17 protein-coding genes are annotated in these 18,985 nt (G+C 76.3%); 9 read left to right on the forward strand and 8 right to left on the reverse strand.

Going from position 1 to position 18,985, the window contains the following annotated elements; genetic code table 11:
- Nucleotides 1-31 precede the first annotated feature (31 nt).
- Nucleotides 32-4,582, reverse strand: coding sequence for an HAD-IC family P-type ATPase (locus tag ACI784_RS06340; RefSeq protein WP_457012854.1), 4,551 nt, complete (start codon nt 4,580-4,582; stop codon nt 32-34).
- Between the two features lie 126 nt (nt 4,583-4,708).
- Here ACI784_RS06340 and ACI784_RS06345 point away from each other — a divergent pair, with 126 nt between their 5' ends.
- A complete protein-coding gene (locus tag ACI784_RS06345) occupies nt 4,709-5,884 on the forward strand; it encodes an LLM class flavin-dependent oxidoreductase (RefSeq protein ID WP_456923407.1) in 1,176 nt (391 codons plus the stop codon).
- Between the two features lie 40 nt (nt 5,885-5,924).
- Here ACI784_RS06345 and ACI784_RS06350 read toward each other — a convergent pair whose 3' ends face one another.
- On the reverse strand, nt 5,925-6,176 hold the full coding sequence (locus ACI784_RS06350; protein WP_457012855.1) for a hypothetical protein: 252 nt from the start codon (nt 6,174-6,176) through the stop codon (nt 5,925-5,927).
- Between the two features lie 55 nt (nt 6,177-6,231).
- On the opposite strand from ACI784_RS06350, the gene ACI784_RS06355 reads away from it, so the two are divergent.
- Complete coding sequence (locus ACI784_RS06355) at nt 6,232-6,618, forward strand: nuclear transport factor 2 family protein (RefSeq protein WP_456923408.1); 387 nt, start codon at nt 6,232-6,234, stop codon at nt 6,616-6,618.
- Between the two features lie 2 nt (nt 6,619-6,620).
- Here the strand turns inward: ACI784_RS06355 and ACI784_RS06360 are convergent, their stop codons facing one another.
- The 3 genes from ACI784_RS06360 to ACI784_RS06370 all read right to left on the reverse strand — a co-directional run bounded on the left by ACI784_RS06360 (nt 6,621) and on the right by ACI784_RS06370 (nt 10,592).
- Complete coding sequence (locus ACI784_RS06360; protein WP_456923409.1) at nt 6,621-7,085, reverse strand: DUF3237 domain-containing protein; 465 nt, start codon at nt 7,083-7,085, stop codon at nt 6,621-6,623.
- Nucleotides 7,086-7,218: 133 nt separating this feature from the next.
- Complete coding sequence (locus ACI784_RS06365; RefSeq protein WP_457012856.1) at nt 7,219-9,480, reverse strand: glycoside hydrolase family 3 C-terminal domain-containing protein; 2,262 nt, start codon at nt 9,478-9,480, stop codon at nt 7,219-7,221.
- A gap of 137 nt (nt 9,481-9,617) precedes the next feature.
- Nucleotides 9,618-10,592, reverse strand: coding sequence for a hypothetical protein (locus tag ACI784_RS06370; RefSeq protein WP_457012857.1), 975 nt, complete (start codon nt 10,590-10,592; stop codon nt 9,618-9,620).
- A gap of 305 nt (nt 10,593-10,897) precedes the next feature.
- On the opposite strand from ACI784_RS06370, the gene ACI784_RS06375 reads away from it, so the two are divergent.
- From ACI784_RS06375 to ACI784_RS06390, 4 genes are all read left to right on the forward strand, one after another.
- Entirely contained in the window at nt 10,898-11,752 is an 855-nt protein-coding gene (locus tag ACI784_RS06375) for a fumarylacetoacetate hydrolase family protein (RefSeq protein WP_457012858.1), read from the forward strand.
- A gap of 3 nt (nt 11,753-11,755) precedes the next feature.
- A complete protein-coding gene (locus ACI784_RS06380; protein WP_457012859.1) occupies nt 11,756-13,000 on the forward strand; it encodes a DUF3500 domain-containing protein in 1,245 nt (414 codons plus the stop codon).
- Nucleotides 13,001-13,075: 75 nt separating this feature from the next.
- A complete protein-coding gene (locus tag ACI784_RS06385; protein ID WP_456923414.1) occupies nt 13,076-13,495 on the forward strand; it encodes a VanZ family protein in 420 nt (139 codons plus the stop codon).
- Nucleotides 13,496-13,631: 136 nt separating this feature from the next.
- Nucleotides 13,632-13,913 carry a hypothetical protein gene (locus tag ACI784_RS06390; protein WP_457012860.1) on the forward strand — a complete coding sequence of 94 codons (282 nt, stop codon included), beginning with the start codon at nt 13,632-13,634 and terminating at the stop codon, nt 13,911-13,913.
- Between the two features lie 55 nt (nt 13,914-13,968).
- On the opposite strand, the gene ACI784_RS06395 is transcribed toward ACI784_RS06390, so the two are convergent.
- The 3 genes from ACI784_RS06395 to ACI784_RS06405 all read right to left on the reverse strand — a co-directional run bounded on the left by ACI784_RS06395 (nt 13,969) and on the right by ACI784_RS06405 (nt 15,848).
- Nucleotides 13,969-14,262: a hypothetical protein gene (locus tag ACI784_RS06395; protein ID WP_456923416.1), complete on the reverse strand. Its 294-nt coding sequence runs from the start codon at nt 14,260-14,262 to the stop codon at nt 13,969-13,971.
- Nucleotides 14,263-14,409: 147 nt separating this feature from the next.
- Nucleotides 14,410-15,273 (reverse strand): RNA polymerase sigma-70 factor, encoded by an 864-nt coding sequence (locus ACI784_RS06400; RefSeq protein WP_457012861.1) that lies wholly within the window; start codon nt 15,271-15,273, stop codon nt 14,410-14,412.
- Nucleotides 15,270-15,848: a carboxymuconolactone decarboxylase family protein gene (locus ACI784_RS06405; RefSeq protein ID WP_457012862.1), complete on the reverse strand. Its 579-nt coding sequence runs from the start codon at nt 15,846-15,848 to the stop codon at nt 15,270-15,272. The genes ACI784_RS06400 and ACI784_RS06405 overlap by 4 nt, the downstream gene beginning before the upstream one ends.
- Before the next feature lie 231 nt (nt 15,849-16,079).
- Here ACI784_RS06405 and ACI784_RS06410 point away from each other — a divergent pair, with 231 nt between their 5' ends.
- Genes ACI784_RS06410 through ACI784_RS06420 form a run of 3 tightly spaced genes read left to right on the forward strand, consistent with a single transcriptional unit; the run spans nt 16,080 to nt 18,981 of the window.
- Complete coding sequence (locus ACI784_RS06410) at nt 16,080-16,880, forward strand: (Fe-S)-binding protein (RefSeq protein ID WP_457012863.1); 801 nt, start codon at nt 16,080-16,082, stop codon at nt 16,878-16,880.
- Entirely contained in the window at nt 16,877-18,361 is a 1,485-nt protein-coding gene (locus ACI784_RS06415) for a LutB/LldF family L-lactate oxidation iron-sulfur protein (RefSeq protein WP_456923421.1), read from the forward strand. The genes ACI784_RS06410 and ACI784_RS06415 overlap by 4 nt, the downstream gene beginning before the upstream one ends.
- The gene (locus tag ACI784_RS06420) at nt 18,358-18,981 is read left to right on the forward strand and encodes a LutC/YkgG family protein (protein WP_457012864.1); all 624 of its coding nucleotides are present in this window, start codon (nt 18,358-18,360) and stop codon (nt 18,979-18,981) included. Before ACI784_RS06415 ends, ACI784_RS06420 begins: the two co-directional genes overlap by 4 nt.
- The last annotated feature ends 4 nt before the right edge of the window (nt 18,982-18,985 follow it).

Genomic DNA, 18,985 nt, shown 5'->3' on the forward strand with positions numbered 1-18,985 from the left:
GACGCCGCTCGCCCGGTGACGCAGGGGCCGGTCAGCCGGCCGGCCGCCCGCGGTACCGCCGGACCAGCACGGGCACGACCTCCGCGCCCGCGGTGCCGGCCGCGGCCCAGCCGAGCACGACCAGCCACGACAGCGGGTCCAGCGGGGTGCAGCCGAAGAACCGGCTGACGCCGGGGGTGGAGACGACGCCGACCAGCACCGCCAGCGAGCCCGCCGCGGTGGCCAGCACCAGCGGGCTGCGGCGTCCGGCCCAGGCGGTCTGGCCGAGCTGGGTGGCGATGAGCGCGGCCAGACCCATGGTGCCGGCGCGGCCGGCGGGGCCGGTCAGCCGCCCCGCGGCCCAGGCCCCGGTGGCCCCGGCCGCGGTCGCCGCGCCCCGCACCAGCACCATCCGGCGGACGCCCGCGGAGAAGCCGCGCTGCGGCCCGGCGCTCAGCACCGCCTCCAGCGGGTGCCCGGCCAGCGGTCCCTCCGACTGCTCGAGCACGGCCGACCGCGGTGCCGCGACCGCGACCGCGAGCGCCGGGAACATGTCGGTGAGCAGGTTGACCAGCAGCAGCTGACGGGTGCCCAGTGGCGCCCGGCCGCCGAACGCCGTGCCCAGCACGGTGAAGGCGACCTCGCCGGCGTTGCCGCCGACCAGGATCGAGACCGCGTCCCGCACCCGCAGCCACATGGCCCGCCCCTCGCCGATCGCGTCGACCAGCCGGGTGAGGTCGAGGTCGGTGAGGACGAGGTCCGCCGCGGCCCGGGCGGCCGGGGACTCCGCCCCGGAGACGCCGACCCCGACGTCGGCCAGCCGGATCGCGGCGGCGTCGTTCACGCCGTCCCCGGTCATCGCGAGGGTGGCGCCGGCCCGGCGCAGCGCGCCGACCAGCGTCACCTTCTGCTCGGGCGAGAGGCGGGCGAACACGGTGCCCTCGCGCACCATGCGGGCGCGCTCGGCGTCGGAGGCGCGGGCCAGCTGGGCCCCCGTGACCACCTTCTCGGCGCCGGGGACGCCGGCCTGCGCGGCGATCGCGCCCGCCGTCTCGGGGTGGTCGCCGGTGGCGAGGACCACCCGGATGCCGGCGGCGCGCAGCTGCTCGATGGCGGCCACCGACGACGCGCGGAGGGTGTCGGCCAGGCCGACCAGCCCGCGCAGGTGCAGCTCCTGCGCAGCCGCCTCGAGGTCCTCGGGCACGCCGTCGACCTCCCGGTCGGCGACGGCCAGCACGCGCAGCCCGTCGGCGGCCAGTTCCTGCACCGCCGCCCGCAGGTCCGGCGTCCCGGCGCACCGGGCTGCGACCACCTCCGGCGCGCCCTTGACCACCAGCCGGCCGTCCCGGACGCCCGCGGAGAAGCCGCGCTCGGCGGCGAAGGGCACGCAGGCGTCGCACTCCCCCTCGCCGGCCAGCCCGCGCTCGGCGGCGGCCTCGACCACGGCGCGGTCGGTCTCGTGGGCCTGCGCGTCGCCGTTGGCCACGCTCGCCGCGGCCAGCCGCAGCACGTCGTCCTCACTGCTGCCGTCGTCCATCGGGTGCAGCCGGGCCACCCGCAGCCGGTTCTCGGTGAGCGTGCCGGTCTTGTCGAAGCAGACGGTGTCGACGCGGCCGAGCGCCTCCAGCACGCGGGCGCTGCGGACGACGGCGCCGCGGCGGGACAGCCGGCGGGCGGCGGCCTGCTGCGCGACCGTGGCGACCAGCGGCAGCCCCTCCGGGACGGCGGCGACCGCCACGGCCACCCCCGCGGCGACCGCCTCCCGCAGCGGGCGCCGCCACAGCACGCCGAGCGCGGTCACCGCGGCGCCGCCGGCGAGGGTCAGGGGCAGCACCGCCCGGGTGAGCTCGGCCAGCCGGGCCTGCACGCCGGCCGGGGGCGCGGCGCCGCCGGCCGCGCGGGCGGCCCGCCCGGCCTGGGTGGCCGACCCGACGGCGACGACGACCGCACGGCCGCTGCCGGCCACCACGGTCGTGCCGTCGAAGAGCAGGCAGGTGCGGTCGGCGACGTCGGCACCGGGCGTGGCCGGCACGGACTTGACCACCGGCAGGGACTCCCCGGTCAGGTTGGACTCGTCGACCTCCAGGTCGGTGGCCTCCAGCAGCCGGGCGTCGGCGGCCACGACGTCACCGGCGCCGACCCGCACGACGTCACCGACGCGCAGCGCGCCGCCGAGGACGTCCTCGGTGCCGCCGTCGGTCTCGCGGTGCACCGTCACGTCCTGCTCGAGGAGCAACGACTCCAGCGCCGTCTCCGCGCGCAGCCGCTGCAACCCGCTGACCAGTGCGTTCATCACGGTGACGCCGCCGACCAGCAGGGCGTCGGTGTTCTCCCCGAGCGCGGCGGTCGCCGCCGCGCCGGTGGCCAGCACGGGGGTGAGCGGATCGGCGAGCTCGGCCACGACGGTGCGGACGAAGCGGGCGGGCAGCCGGACGACGGCGAGGTCCCCCACGACGCGGGCGGCGACGGCGAGGCGGCCGGGCGGCTCGTCGTCCGGCCGCGGCAGGCCGGACACGCGGGCGAGCACGTCGTCGGCGTCGAGGGCGTGCCAGGGGGTGTGCACCGCCGGCGGCGGCTCCGGGCGGCGGGCGGTCCGGACGGCGGTCCACGCGCCGTCGACCAGGGTGGCGGTGCTGGCCGTCTTCCCGGGGGTGGTCGCCTTGCCCTGCCCGTACCGGGCGCTGCCGACCGCGGCGAGCAGACCACCCAGCACGTTGCCGGTGACGGCGGTGGTCACCGACCGGCGGCTCACCGCGCGCGCCGGGACGGTGGCGTCGACCAGGGCACAGGCGTCGACCAGGCCGGTCCGGGTGACCAGGTCCGCGCCCCAGGCGGGGGCACAGCCGGGCAGGACGGGGGCGACGGCGACGTCGGCGGCCATGAGCGCGGGGGCGTCGGCGGCGGAGACGAGCAGCACGGCCCGCCCGTCGGCCTGCAGCCGGCGCACCGTCTCCACCAGCGGCTCGTCGGCGGGGGCCACCTCGTCGGCGGCCCCGGCGAGCTCGCGGGTGCCGACGTGCGGGGTCAGCACCAGCCGGTGGCCGGCCCGGTTGGCCGCGGACAGCAGCGCCTCGGCGTACGGGTCGGGCTCCGGGGCGACGGTCACCTCCCCGACGCGGCGGCGGCCCTCGAGCAGGCTGCGCACCTCCCCGCCCTCGGCGCCGGGCGCGCTGCGGGGCGGCCCCAGCCGCAGCCGGCCGTCGTCGGCCCCGCCCCGGGCGCCGAGGAGCCGGACGGCGGCGGTCCACACGCCGGCGTCGTCCCACCCGTCGGCGGTCGCCCGCGCCTCGATGACGACCGGCGGGCCGGTGCACAGCGTGGCCCCGTCGACGACGACGGTGTCGACCCGGTCCAGCCGCCGGTAGGCCGCGCCGTCCATGGGGAGCACCCCGCGCCGGCACATCAGCAGGTCGAGGGTGGCGGCGAAGGACTCCCGGCCGAGCCCCGCGGCCTTCGGGTTCTGCGCCTTGAGCATGTCCGCCGAGCGGCCGGGGCTGCCGGTGAGCGGCAGCAGGCCGAGGGAGGCGCCGAGCGCGACCTGCTCCAGGCGGGCGCGGTAGGTCTCGACGGGGCCGGGGGGCAGGGGCACCGGGCGCGGGCCGGGCGGCTGGAGCGGCTCCCCCTCGTCGTCGGGCTCGGGACCGCACAGCTCGGGCTCCCGCCGCTGCCAGACCTGCCGCCGGGCCCGCATCTCCACCGCCTGCTGCAACGCCGCGGCGGCGTTGAGGGCCGGGATGGTGGGGCTCTGGGTGAGCGCGTGCAGCAGCGCGCTGGTGCCGTTGAACAGCAGGTCGGTACCGATGACGCCGAACCGCGCCTCCAGCCCGTTGCGGATCCACCGCTGGCTGTCGAGCAGCGCGATGGCGAGCGTGACGTGCCGGGACAGCGCCGGCACCGGCAGCGCCTTGCCGAGGTAGGCGACGCCGACCGCCGCGGTGTCGACGGCGGCCGCGACCACGGCGGCGAGCAGCGGCTCCAGGTCGGCGGGGTGCTCGACCGACTGCGGGAACACCTGCCGGCCACCGCGGGCCTGTTCGATGGCGGTGACCGCGCCGACGACGTCCTCGACCCGTACCCGCCGGTCGTCGACGGCGACCAGCACCCGGCCGACGACGTCGTTGACCGTCGCCCACTGGACGCCCTCCAGCCGCTCCAGCTGGCGGCGCAGCGCCCGGCGGACCTCGGGCTGCTCCTCCGCCGACGGTGCGCACACCTCGACCTGGACGTGACCGCTCCCGGCCCACACGCGGCGGGTGTGCCGGGAACGCGGCGGCTCGACCATGCCCCTGGCGGCGTCGACCAGGGAGTGCAGGTGACCGTCGGGGATCGGGTCGGCGCCGGTCAGGAGCGTGCCGACCGCCCGGGTGCCGGAGACCGCCGCGACCCGGGCCAGGTGCCGCGAGCCGTCGGCGACCGCGGCGCCGGCGCCCGCAGCTGCCCCCGCGGCGGCGCGGGCCACGCGGGCCGTGACCCGCGCGGGCTCGGCCAGCAGCCCGGCGGTGACCACCGCGGGGGCGGCGGCCAGCACCGCGCCGGCGGCGGTGAGACGGACGGCCGTCTCCGCCGCACCGCGCGCTGCCTGGATCCGGCGGAGCAGGGCCATCGGCGTCCCTCGAACGGTGGTCCCGGAACGGTACGCCGACGGAACCGGATCGGCCCGTCCGCGAGGGTCCCGCGGGCGATGTGACGCAGGTTACTTTCTGGCCGACCCCGACACCCAGGAGGACCCATGGACAGACTGCGCTTCGGCACCTTCCTCGCCCCGTTCCACCCTGCCGGCGAGAACCCCACGCTGGCCCTGCAGCGGGACCTGGAACTGGTCGAGCACCTGGACCGGCTGGGCTACGACGAGGCCTGGATCGGCGAGCACCACTCGGCCGGCACCGAGCTCATCGCCTCACCGGAGATCTTCATCGCGGCGGCCGCCGAGCGGACCCGGCACATCAAGCTCGGCACCGGCGTCACCTCGATCGCGTACCACAACCCGCTGTGGGTGGCCGAGCGCATGGTGCTGCTGGACCACCTGACCCGGGGCCGGGCGATGCTGGGCTGCGGCCCCGGCTCGCTGCCCACCGACTCGATGATGCTGGGGCTCGACCCGACCGAGACCCGCGAGCTGCTGGAGGTCGACCTCGACATCATCATGCGGCTGCTGCGCGGCGAGACGGTCACCCAGCAGACCCGCACGCACAACCTGGTCGACGCCCGGCTGCACCTGCGCCCGTACACCGAGCCGCGCTTCGAGGTGGCGGTCGCGGCCGTCGCCTCGCCCACCGGGCCGCGGATGGCCGGCCGGCACGGGATCGGGCTGCTGTCGATCGGTGCCACCCTCTCCAAGGAGGGCTTCGACGCCCTGGCCCACCACTGGAACGTCGTCCAGGAACGCGCGGAGCACTTCGGCCAGACGGTGTCCCGCCGGGACTGGCGGCTGGTCGGGCTCATGCACATCGCCGAGACGCGCGAGCAGGCCTACGCCGAGGTGCAGTACGGCATCGAGACGTGGTTCCGGTACTTCCAGAAGACCGCCGCGTTCCCGCAGATGGCCGTCGAGGGCGGCGACGCGAAGGAGATGATCGACTTCATCAACGAGGCCGGAATCGGCGCGATCGGCACCGTGGAGGACGCCCGCGCGCAGGTGCAGCGGCTGTGGGACCAGTCCGGCGGGTTCGGCTGCATGCTGCTGCTGGGCCACGAGTGGGCCAACCCGCAGGCGACCAAGCGCTCGTGGGAGCTGATCGCCCAGCACGTCATGCCGCACTTCCAGGGCGGCGAGGTCAGCCACGCCCAGCAGACGCTGGACTGGAAGGAGTTCGCCGGCGGCAAGCGCGAGGACTACGCGGCCCAGCAGATGCAGGCGGTGGCGACGATGACCGAGCGCTACGAGAGGGAGAAGGCCGAGGGCTGAACGGCGGAGCCGGCCGCCCCCTGCCGCGGGGCCGGCCGGCTCATGCCGTCTCCGGGCGCGGTAGCGGGGCGGACTCGTCGGGGGGCGGCGGGGCGTCGTCCTCCGCCACCGGCTCGACGCTGATGGAGAACAGCCAGGCGAGGAACAGCAGGCCGAGGAAGCCGCGGAGGTTGCTGAACGCCCAGAGCACGACCTGGTACCCGGCCACCGCGACCAGGACGACCAGCACGCCGCGGCGCAGCCACGCCGGCTCCCGGCCGGGATCGGCGGCGCCGTGTGGTGAGGGCTGCACGCGCGGATCGCCGTCCACCCGGCGCGAGCCAGCCCCCTCCGGCCAGGATGGGGGCATGACGAGCCGGGACGACGACGTGCGGGCGGTGCTCGCGGCGGAGGACCGCCGCTACCGGGCGATGGTGGACGGCGACCTCGACGCGCTGGAGGAACTGCTGGCGCCGGAGGCGAGCTACGCGCACTCCAGCGGCGTCCGGGACACCAAGGAGGAGTACCTGGCCAAGCTGCGCTCCCGCTACTACGTCTACCGGCGGGCCGAGCACCCGGTCGAGCGGGTGGAGGTGTCCGGGGACGCCGCGATCGTGGTGGGCCGCATGACCGCCGACGTCGACGTCGACGGGGTGCCGAAGACCATCGACGCCCTGGCGCTGGCGGTGTGGACCCGCGCCGGGGACGGCGACTGGCGCATGCTGGCCTACGCGCCGACGCGGCTGCCCGACTGAGGTCAGCCGACCCGGAAGAAGTCGAAGACCACGCCGGTGGGGTGCCGGACGCCGGAGCCGACGAACACGTGCGAGGTCAGCACGGCCAGGCGCGGCGCGGAGGTCTCGAACCGCGGGGTGGAGCGGAAGTAGATCCGGGACGGGTCGACCGGCAGGTCCTGGCGCAGCCGGGCGATGTCCTCGGCCGAGCCGGTGCGCAGTCCGGTGTTCTCGACGTAGACCCGCTCCCCCTCGTCGGTCTCGATGACGTAGCGGGCCTCGGCGACGGTCTCGGTCTCGGTGCGGATCACCTGGAAGTCCGCGCCGCCGGGCAGCACCCGTCCGGTGAGCAGCGGTCCGGAGACCGTGCCGCCGGTGATGGGGATGACCCGGCGGTGGCCGGCCGGCGTCGGCCCGATCTCGACCGGCGGGTCGACGGTCACCTCCAGGTGCAGGACGTGCTCCAGCGGCGGCGGGACGACGGTCACGGTTCTCCTCGGGTGGTCCGGGCGCGGGCCGCCGCGATCCTGCCCCATGGCCGCACGGTGCGGGTCAGCCGCGGAGGAGGGCGGCGGCGTCGACCAGCGCCCCGTCGGCGGCTGCCCAGCGCGACGTACCGGGTCACGGCCGGCCCACGCGCTCGGCGCGGGCGGCGGCCGCGCGCGCCACCAGCCGGTCCAGCTCCCCGGCCGGGACGGAGGCGCCGAGGTCGGCGACGAACCGGCGCATCGGCATGGACCCGACCATCCGCAGCATGCCCCGCCCGGCCTCGGTGGACGGCGGCGGCAGGTCGGGCAGCCACAGCGCGAACCCCTCGACCAGCTCGGGGCCGACGACCGGGTGCGCCAGCCACTCGGCCACCGACGAGTCGAGCGTCAGCGCGGGCACCAGGTCGTCGCCGGCCAGCGTCACCGTCGCCGCGGCGAGGACCTCCACGGCGCTGGCCCCGATCTCCACCGTGTACGACCCCGGCGCGACGACCCAGCCGCGCTCGCGGACGTCCCAGTACGCGAAGGCGCGCCGGTCCAGGTCGACGGTCACCGTGCGCCGCTCCCCCGGCGCGAGCAGGACGGGGGTGAACGCGCGCAGCTCCCGCGCCGGGCGGCGCACCGGCCCGGCCGACGTCGCCACGTACACCTGCACGACGTGCCGCCCCGCCCGGTCGCCGGTGTTGGCCACGGTCACCGACAGCCGGGCGGCGTCGTCGCCGGTGACGACGACCTGCAGGTCCGCCGTCGTGAAGGTGGTGTAGCTCAGCCCGTGCCCGAAGGCGTAGCGCACCGGCCGGTCCAGCGTGGTGAACCCGCGGTAGCCGACCAGCACGCCCTCGCCGTAGCGGACGTGGCCCTGCTCGCCGGGGAAGTTCATCGAGCTCGGGACGTCGGCCAGCCGCAGCGGGATCGTCTCGGCGAGGTGGCCCGACGGGTTGGCGACCCCGTACAGCAGGTCGGCCAGCGCGCCGCCGCCCGCCTGGCCCAGCAGGAAGCCCTCCAGCACGGCGTCCACCTCGTCGTGCCAGCCCTCCAGCGAGACGATCCCGCCGTTCGACAGGACGACGACCGTGCGGGGCGCGACCGCGGCGACGGCCCGGATGAGCTCCACCTGGCCGGCGGGCAGGTCGATGGACTCCCGGTCGAAGCCCTCGGACTCCTCGGCCTCCCCCAGCCCGGCGAACACGACCGTCACCTCGGCCGACCGGGCGAGCGCCACCGCCTCCTCGCGCAGGGCGGCGGCGTCCCCCGCGCCGTCGAGGGCGAAGCCGGGGGCGAAGGGCGCGTCGACCCCGGCCAGCTCCCGGACGGCGTCCAGCGCGGACTCGACCCGGGTGGCGTGGACGTTCGAGCTGCCGCCGCCCTGGAACCGCGGCGTCCGGGCGAACTCCCCGACGACCGCGACCCGCGTGCCCGGCGCGAGCGGAAGCGTGTTCCCTTCGTTGCGCAGCAGGACGGCGCACCGCGCGGCCAGCTCGCGGGCCAGGGCGTGGTGGCCGTCGACGTCGAACCCGTCGGCGACCGGCCCGACCAGGCGCGCCAGACCCGCCACCCGGGCCGCGCTCGCGTCGACGCGGGACTCGTCGAGCTCTCCTGCGCGCACCGCCTCGACCACCCGGCGGTCGCCGGCCCCGCGGTCGCCGGGCATCTGCAGGTCCAGGCCCGCCGCCAGCGCCGCGACGCGGTCGTCGACGGCGCCCCAGTCGGAGACGACGACGCCCTCGAAGCCCCACTCGTCGCGGAGCACCCCGGTGAGCAGCTCGCGGTGCTGCGAGGCGTAGATCCCGTTGACCTTGTTGTAGGCGCACATCACCGTGGCCGGCCGCGCCTCGGTGACCACCCGCTCGAAGGCCGGCAGGTAGATCTCCCGCAGCGTCCGCTCGTCGACGTCGGCGCTGACCTGCATCCGGTCGGTCTCCTGGTTGTTGGCCGCGAAGTGCTTCACCGACGCACCGACGCCCTCCCCCTGCTGTCCCCGCACGTGGGCCGCCCCGAGCACCCCGGACAGCAGCGGGTCCTCCGCGTGGTACTCGAAGTTCCGCCCGCACAGCGGGGACCGCTTCATGTTCACGCCGGGCCCGAGGACGACGTGCACCCCCAGCGCCCGCGCCTCGCGGCCGATCGCGGCCCCGATCCGCTCGGCGACCTCCGGGTCCCAGCTCGAGCCCACCGCCACCGCCGGCGGGAAGCAGGTGGCCGGGAGGTTGCGGTGGATGCCGATCGTGTCGAAGGAGCCCTCCTGCCGGCGGACGCCGTGCGGCCCGTCGGTGAGCACGACCGACGGCAGGCCGGCCTCCTCCAGCGGCGTCGTCGTCCAGAAGTCGCGGCCGGAGAGGAGGGCGGCCCGCTGCTCGAGGGAGAGGCCGGCGGGGAGGGCGGGAGCGTCGGTCACGGACGCGAGCATGCCCACCGGCGAGGGAGCGCCGCGCGGTGGTCGCCGACCACCGGCACGGCCGCCCCGGCCACCACAGCTGACCGGCCGAGCCCGCCGGGGTCCGCGGGCTCGGCCGATCGGTCGTGGGCAGCGGCTCAGCCCACGGGCTCCGGCGCCCGGCCCCCGGCGCCGCGCGGCACCGCCGCGAGGCCTGCGGCCCGCACTCCCCGCCGGGCCGCCCACCAGCCGTACCCGCCGGCGAACACGGTGCTGGCGGTGAGGAGCACGTACCCCCACAGCCACGGATCGGCGGCGCTCACCGATTCCCCGTACCGGGCCAGCACCAGCAGCTGCAGGGCCCCGAAGACGGCGTACGCCGCCGACGGGCCGACCAGCCGGGCGAGGTCGCCGTCCCGGATCACGAGGACCGCGGCCACCCCGAAGGCGACCAGCCAGGCCCCGACGACCATGGAGCTCAGCGGCATCAGGTCCCACGGCCAGAAGTGGGTGACCGGGTCGGCGTGGTGGTGCACCGCGACGCCGCCGAGGACGAGCAGCACGCCCGCCGTCGTCAGCAGCGTCCCCTGCACGCCCACCAGCACCGCCAGCCAGTGCGGCATCGTCCGGCGGCCGGCCGACGTCCGCGGGCGCCGCCACCCCTGCCGGCGCACGACGAGGAAGCAGGCGACCGGGACCACCAGGTACACGACCAGCCACAGCCAGGCGGCCGCGCGCGCGGTCGGGACGCCGCTGGTCAGCTGCAGCTTGTGCGTGTGCAGCAGGGTCGCGAACAGGGTCACCGCGGCGAAGACGCCGACGGTCAGGACCGGGATGCGCGCCCGGCTCCACGTCCGCTGCCGCAGGGCGTGCAGCGAGAGCACGAAGCCCGCCGCGTAGCTCGCGCCGAGGAAGGCCGCGGTCAGCTCGGCGTGGATGTGCCAGGCGAAGGCCTCCTGCGTCGCTCCCGGCCGGAGGAGCAGCTGGCAGACGGCGAGCAGGGTGAGCCCCACGAACGCGCGCAGCAGCACGCGCGTGCCCGGTCGGACGTCGTCCCGGGACTCCTCGACCTCTGGTCCGTGCGCGCGCCCCGTCGTCCCCACCCGCGACGCGGCACGCTCGGCTGCGGTCATGGATCCTTCCTCCGGTGACCGGCCCGGGGCACCCCTCGGGCCGTGGAACTGTGCAGTGCGAGGGTGCGACCCCGGCGGCCCGCACCGCATGACCAGAACTGACCATCTTGGGGCGCCACGCGACCCTGATCCGCCCTGACCACGTGCGACCGGGTCGATCAGCCGGCGGGGTCGTCCTGCCCTGCCCGCCCCCGCGGCCACGGCGCCCGCCACCATGTCGTCCGGCGCGCCCCACGCCGGCCGCGACGAGGCAGAGCCGGGGATCGCCTTCCTGCAGCGCCACCTGACACCGAGGGAGACCAGTCATGAGGATCGTGGGCATCCGCCGGGACGGCGGACCCGTCGACGTCGCCGCGCTGTCCGACGACGGCACCGAGGTGACCGTGCTCGCCGGCCTGGAGGAGTTCTGGGCCGACGCCGCCGGGCACCTGGGCCGGACGCCGGCCGGGCCGGCCCTGCCGGTGACCGACGTGGAGCGGGTGCCGCCGGTGCTGCCCGGCGCCCGGGTGGTGTGCATCGGGCTGAACTACCTCAAGCACGTGGCCGAGGGCTCCTTCGCCGCGGAGGACCTGCCGCCGCACCCCACGCTGTTCGCCCGCTGGACGCAGTCGCTGACCGTGGACGGCGCCGAGGTGCCGGTCCCGTCGAACGAGGACGGCCTGGACTGGGAGGGCGAGGTCGTGGCCTGGGTCGGCGGCACGCTGGTCGACGCCACCCCGGAGGAGGCGCTGGCCGCCGTCGTCGGCTACTCCACCTTCAACGACCTCACCTCGCGGCGCGCCCAGAAGCTCACCAGCCAGTGGATCCTGGGCAAGAACGGCGACCGCTCCGGCCCCCTGGGCCCCATGGTCCCGGCCGCCGAGGTCGGCGACCTGCGCGACGGCCTGCGGGTGACCACCCGGGTCAACGGCGAGGTCGTGCAGGACGGGCGCACCGACGAGATGGTCTATCCCGTCGGCGACACCCTCTCCCTCATCTCGCACACCTTCACGCTGCGCCCCGGCGACCTGCTGGCCACCGGCACGCCGTCCGGCGTCGGCTACGCCCGCACGCCCCCGTGGCTGCTGCAGCCCGGCGACGTGGTCGAGGTCGAGGTGGACCGCCTCGGCGTGCTGCGCAACCCCGTCGTGGGCAACGACGCCCGCCGGAAGGGGGCCTGAGCCGTGTCCGGTGAGTTCCGCCAGTACCTGTTCCCGCACGACCACCCGCGGCTGGCCGAGGTCCGCGGCATGGACCCCTACACCTACCGGGAGCACGCCCGGACGCCGGGCACGTTCACCGGCGGCCTGGTCGAGGGCTGGACCCCGCTGTACCGCAACGAGTTCCGCGGCGTCACCGAGGACGGCACCCTGCGCGAGGGCCTGTACCCGCTGGACCCGGCCCGCCCCGGCGAGGAGGCGCCGGTCGAGGCCATGGTCGCCGCCGCCGAGGACCTGCTCGCGGCCCTGGACGACGCGGGCCGGGCGCGGATCTCCTTCCCCGTCGACGCCGTCGAGTGGCAGACCTGGGCCAACCCGGAGTTCCTGCAGTTCGACACCGGCCTGCGCCTGGAGTTCCAGCCGGACGCCGTCCGCGAGAAGGCGCTGGCGCTGGTCCGCGCCTCGCTCTCCCCCGAGGGCTTCGCCTCCGTGCACGCGATGATGCTGGTCAACGGCTTCCTCGGCGAGGTCGTCGACCTGCCCACCGTGCTGGGCGAGTGGAGCTACAACATCGCCCTCTACGGCACCCCCGACCTGCGCGCGCCGTGGGGCTGGCAGCTCTACGGCCACCACTGCGCGGTCAACTGCCTGGTCGTCGAGGGCCGGATGGTGGTCTCGCCGGTCTTCCTCGGCGCCGAGCCCGACGAGATCGACGCCGGACCGCACGCCGGCCTGGCCGACCTGTTCGCCGACCGGATCCACGCCGGGCTGGCGGTCATGGCCGCCCTGGACCCCGACCAGCGGCGCGCGGCGACGGTCTACCAGCAGATGGTCGACCCGGCGATGCCGCCCGGCCGGGTGCACCCCGGCGACGAGCGGCACCTGGCCGGTGCGTTCCAGGACAACCGGGTCATCCCGGTGGAGGGCATACCCGTGGCCGACGTGCCGGACGCGGCCCGGCGGCGGGTGCTCGACGTCGTCGCGACGTTCGTCCGGCTGCTGCCCGAGGGCCCGCGCGCGGCCCGGCTGCGCGAGGTCGAGGCGCACCTGGACGAGACCTGGTTCTCCTGGATCGGCGGCCACGCCCCCGGCGACGTCTTCTACTACCGCCTCCAGTCCCCGGTGCTCATCGCCGAGCTCGACCACCACCGCGGGGTCTTCCTCGACTACGACACCCCGAAGCCCTTCCACGTCCACACCGTGCTGCGCACCCCGCACGGCAACGACTACGGCCGGGCCTGGGTCCGCCAGTGGTGCGCCCGCCGGTGAGCCGCCGGGCCCGCTGACAGCCGCCGTCCAGGTCGCTGCCAGCGGGCTCCCGGCGCGCGGCGGCACCGTCGGGGCATGGACGCCGACCGCCGCACCGCCCTGGACGTCGCCCTGGTGGCCGCCGCGCTGGCGGTGGCCGTCCTGACGCTCACCCCGGCCGGCGGCAGCGGCTGGGCGTGGGGCGCGCCACTGACCGAGCTGCGCTGGTACGCCACCGGGCTGGACTCCGAGGCGACGCTGCTGCAACTGCTCGGCAACCTGCTCCTGCTGGGCCCCCTGGCGGTCCTGGCGGTGCTGCGCCGGCCGGGGCTGGGCAGCGCCGGGCGGCTGGCCGCGGCCGGCCTGGCCGTGGCCGGCGGCATCGAGCTGCTCCAGTGGGCGCTGCCGCTCGGCCGGGTCGTCTCACCCGTCGACGCCGCGCTCAACGCCACCGGTGCGGTGCTGGCCGGGCTGGCCACGACCCGCCTGCGGGAGTGGGTCCGCGTGCCCGCCTGACCCGCCGGTCGTCGAGCAGGAGCCGGCCGCCGCGGACCGGGCCGGGGAGGGGCCGGACGACGTCCCGGGAGGGCTGTCGCAACGGCGGCGCGCGGCTCACCCTGGGAAGGCACGGACCCTGCGCCGAGGAGAGGTCATGGAGGGCGAACTGGACCGCACCCGGCAACTCGCCGACGAGTGCGCCGAGCTGCGAGGCCGCACGCGCCGCCTCGCCGAACGGCACAAGGAGCTCTCCGCCCGGCTGGCCGCCACCGCCGCGTCCATCGCGGGCACCGAGGAGCGGCTGGCGGGCAGCCTCGAGGACCTCGCCCGGGAACACCCGGAGGCCGCCGAACGCCTCCGCCGCAAGGCGGCCAGCTCCCGCGAGTTCGCCGAGCGCGAGGCCGCGCAGGTGCAGGAGCTGCGGTCGGAGGACTGAGATCCGCCGCCCCCGGCCGGGCGCCGACGACACGGCGACGGGGAGAGCTCCGGCGTCAGGCCGAGACGAACGTGTGGGCGGGGTACAGCTCCGGCTGCTCGGTGATGCCGACCTCCTGCAGCACGGGCAGGAGCTTCTCGCCGAAGCGCCGGGCGGCGTCCTCGGACTCCCACACGTCGACGACGCGGAAGCCGGCGGGGCCCTGCCCCGCGGCGTGGACCAGGAGACCGTCGACCGGCCAGTCGGCCGGCTTCTCCAGCCGACCGCTGGAACCGGTGAGCCGGCGGACGGTCTCCTCGTACCGCTCCTGGGTGAGGGTCGGTCCCTGGTGGACGAGCACGACAGGCATGGCGACCTCCTCGCGGCGTGCGTCGAGCAAGGGCACGGTAGGCCCCACGGGGGTGCCCGGCGGGCACCCGTGCGTGGCCGCCGGGGGCGCCCGCCCGGCGACCACGCTGCGGTTGCGCGCCACCTCGCCGCGCTGCGACCCCGCCGGTCACCGCCGCAGGTCGGCCACCTCCGCCAGCCCGCCCAGCTTGTGCGGGTTGCGGATCGCGTAGAGCCGGGTGATCCGCCCGTCCTCGACCACCAGACCGACCGCCGTGGGCTCGCCACCCGCGTCGATGCGGATGCCCGGCATGCCGTTGAGCCAGGCCGGGCTCGCCACGAGGTCCGGGAGCTCCACCGCGCGGGCGAGGAACGCCGCCACCCGGTCGGCGCCGGTGATCGGCCTCCGGGCGGCCGCCACCAGCCCGCCGCCGTCCGCGACCAGCACGACGTCCGGGGCGAGCACCGCCACGAGCGCCTGGACGTCGCCGGTGGCGACGGCGGCCATGAACCGCTCGACGACCGCCTGCTGCTCGGCCCGGTCCACCTGCATCCGGGGCCGCCGCGCCGCGACGTGCTCGCGGGCACGGTGGGCGATCTGCCGGACCGCGGCCGGGGTCCGGCCGATCGCCTCGGCGATCTCCTCGTACGGCGTCTCGAACACCTCGCGCAGCACGAACACCGCCCGCTCGACCGGCCCCAGCGTCTCCAGCACCGTGAGCATCGCGATCGAGACGTTCTCGGCGAGCTCGACGTCGTCGGCCACGTCGGGGGCGGTGAGCAGCGGCTCGGGCAGCCACTGCCCCACGTAATCCTCCCGGCGGCGGGACACCGACCGCAGCCGGTCCAGCGCCTGCCGGGTGACCATGCGGATCAGGTAGGCCCGCGGGGAGTGCACCTCGGTCCGGTCGACGTCGGCCCACCGTAGCCAGGTCTCCTGGACGACGTCCTCGGCGTCGGCGGCGGAGCCGAGCATCTCGTAGGCGACGGTGAACAGCAGGCTGCGGTGGACGACGAACGGGTCGTCGGTCATGTCGTCGACGGTGCCGCGAGGGGCCGGAGGTCGCAGGACGCCGCGAAGCCCTGCGACTCGATGCCGAAGGCGGTGTTGGTGCGGGTGTAGAGGTTCGCCAGCGCGATGTACGCGGTCAGCTCCACCAGCGCGGGTGCACCGAGCTGGTCGAGCAGGCGCGCGGACAGCTCGTCGGTCACCGTGGGCGGGGTGCGGGTCATCGCCTCGGCGTACTCCATGACCTCCCGCTCCAGCGGCGTGAACACCTCCGACTCGCGCCAGCGCGGCACCTCGCGGGCCTTGGTCAGGTCCAGTCCCTCGTTGCCGGCCTGGAAGTAGCCGAGGTCCAGGCAGAAGCTGCAGCCGACCAGACTGGCCACCGCCATGTGCGCGAACGACTTCAGGCTCGCGTCGCACCGGTGCCACCTCTGCGCCTTGCGGCCGACGGCGAAGCTGAACCCCAGCACCTCCCGGTTGTGCCACGCGACCTCGACCGGCTCCGGCACGCTGCCGAACACCCTGCGGGACACCCGCCTCACCACTGCGCCGTGGACGCCGGTCAGCTCCGCCTTCGGGATCCTGGTGCCGCTGGTCATCGCTCCTCCTCCGGTTCCGTGTCTGCGCCATGGAGACGCCGGCCGGGCACCGGATGTGACACCCGGGCCGGACGTCGCGACCACGGGCCGGAGGACGGCGGCACCGCGCGGTCGGGCGGCCGCTGGTGGGCCATGATCTCGTCGGCGCACACGGCAGCACGAGCAGCCGGTGCTGGTCGTCCGCGAGTCGAGCAGGACCGACCGCCGCACCGGCGGGGACGGGGAGGACACATGAGGGTTGCGCTCTTCGCGACGTGCCTGGTCGACACGATGGTGCCGCAGGTGGCGCGGGCGACCGCCACGCTGCTGGAGCGGCTGGGCCACGAGGTCGTCGTCCCGCCGGGGCAGGCCTGCTGCGGGCAGATGCACGTCAACACCGGCTACCGGCGCGAGGCGGTGCCGATCGTGGCCAACCACGTGCGGGCCTTCGCCGGGGCCGAGGCGGTGGTGGCGCCGTCCGGCTCGTGCGTGGCCTCGATCCACCACCAGCAGGCGACCGTGCTGCGCCGGGCCGGGGAGCACGCCCTGGCCGCCGACGCCGAGGCGCTGGCCGAGCGGACGTACGAGCTGTCGCAGTTCCTGGTCGACGTCCTGGGGGTCACCGACGTCGGCGCCTACTACCCGCACCGCGTCACCTACCACCCGACCTGCCACTCGCTGCGGCTGCTGCGGGTGGGCGACCGGCCCCTGCGGCTGCTGCGCGCGGTCCGCGGGCTGGAGCTGGTGGAGCTGCCCGGCGCCGACCAGTGCTGCGGCTTCGGCGGCACGTTCGCGGTGAAGAACGCCGACACCTCCACCGCGATGCTCACCGACAAGATGGCAGGCGTGCTGTCCACGCACGCCGAGGTCTGCACCGCCGGCGACGCCTCCTGCCTGATGCACATCGGCGGCGGGCTGTCCCGGCTGCGCTCGGGCACCCGCACCGTGCACCTGGCCGAGATCCTCGCCTCGACGGAGCTGTCCACCCGCCCCACCACCCCGACGGACGCCGTGACCCCGCACCAGACGACCAGGCCGGCGGTGCCCGCGTGACCGCCGTCCACCTCGGCATGCCGGCGATCCCCACCGCCCCCCGGGGCGTGGGCCACCTGCGCGGCGACCGGCCCTTCCCGGACGCCGCGCGCGACGCGCTGCGCGACGGCCAGCTGCGGGCCAACCTCGGCCACGCCACCTCGACGATCCGCGCCAAGCGGGCCGCCGTGGTCGGCGAGGTGCCCGACTGGGAGGAGCTGCGCCAGGCCGGCAAGGCGCTGAAGGCGGCGACCATGGCGCGGCTCGACGAGCACCTGCTGGCGCTGGAGGCCCGGGTCACCGAGCGCGGCGGCACGGTGCACTGGGCCCGCGACGCCACCGAGGCCAACGAGATCGTCACCCGGCTGGTGCGGGCCACCGGCTCGGACGAGGTGGTCAAGGTCAAGTCGATGGCCACCCAGGAGATCGGCCTCAACGAGGCGCTGCAGGCCGCGGGCATCACCGCACACGAGACCGACCTCGCCGAGCTCATCGTCCAGCTCGGGGACGACGCGCCGAGCCACATCCTGGTGCCCGCGATCCACAAGAACCGGGCGGAGATCCGCGAGATCTTCCTGCGCACCATGCCTCAGTTCCAGGGCCCCGACGCCGACCGCGACCTGCCCGACGACCCGCGGCGGCTGGCGATGGCGGCCCGTGCCCACCTGCGCGAGCGGTTCCTGCGGGCGCGGGTGGCGATCAGCGGCGCCAACTTCGCCGTCGCCGAGACCGGCACGCTGGCGGTGGTCGAGTCCGAGGGCAACGGCCGGATGTGCCTGACCCTCCCCGACACGCTGATCACCGTCATGGGCATCGAGAAGCTGGTGCCGACCTGGCGCGACCTCGAGGTCTTCCTGCAGCTGCTCCCCCGCTCCTCCACCGGCGAGCGGATGAACCCGTACACGTCGATGTGGACCGGCGTCACCGCCGGCGACGGCCCGCAGGAGTTCCACCTCGTGCTGCTCGACAACGGGCGGACGGCGGTGCTCGCCGACGAGGTGGGCCGCGAGGCGCTGCACTGCATCCGGTGCTCGGCCTGCCTCAACGTGTGCCCGGTCTACGAGCGCACCGGCGGGCACGCCTACGGCTCGGTGTACCCGGGCCCGATCGGTGCGGTGCTCAGTCCCCAGCTCACCGGGGTCGAGGACAACGCGTCGCTGCCCTACGCCTCGTCGCTGTGCGGCGCCTGCTTCGACGCGTGCCCGGTGGCCATCGACATCCCGTCGATCCTGGTGCACCTGCGCGCCGAGCACGTCGAGGCCCAGGAGCGGGTCACCCCCGAGGCGGCGGCCTTCCGCGCGCTGTCGCGGGCGATGTCGCACCCGCGGCTGTGGCGGCTGGCCCAGCGCGCCGCCGGGCTCGGCCGGCTCCTGGCCCGCGGCCGGCCGACGCTGCCCGCGGCCCTGCCGCCGCCGGTCTCCGGGTGGACCCGCAGCCGCGACCTGCCCGCCCCGCCGCGGGAGACGTTCACCCAGCAGTGGGCGCGGGAGCACGGGGCATGAGCTCCCGTGACGAGGTGCTCGCGCGGATCCGCACCGCGCTCGGCCCCGACCGCCCGGCGCCGCAGGTCGCCCGCGCCTACCGGACAGCCGACGGGCGGTCGGGCGCCGAGCTGCTCGACGTCCTCACCGACCGGCTGGAGGACTACCGGGCGACGGTGCTGCGCGCCGCACCGGGCGACGTCGCCGCCACGGTGTCCGCCGCCCTCTCCGCGGGGCTCGGGTCCGGCTGGGCCGCGGCGGACGTCGTCGTCGCGCCCGGGCTGCCGGCCGCCTGGCGCCCCGAGGGGGTCCGCGAGGACGACGGCCGGCCGGCCGTCGGGCTGACCGCGTTCGCCGCCACCGTGACCGGCGTGGCCGTGGCCGTCGCCGAGACCGGGACGCTGGTGCTCGACGGCGGCCCGCTGTCCGGGCGGCGGGCGCTGTCGCTGCTGCCCGACTGCCTGGTCTGCGTCGTCGAGGCCGCGCAGGTGGTGGGCGGGGTGCCCGAGGCGCTGACCCGGCTGGACCCCACCGCACCGCTCACGATGGTCAGCGGCCCGTCGGCGACCAGCGACATCGAGCTGAACCGGGTCGAGGGCGTGCACGGGCCGCGCACCCTCGTCGTCGTCCTCGTCGCCTGAGGGG

Source organism: Geodermatophilus sp. SYSU D01186, from assembly GCF_054050215.1.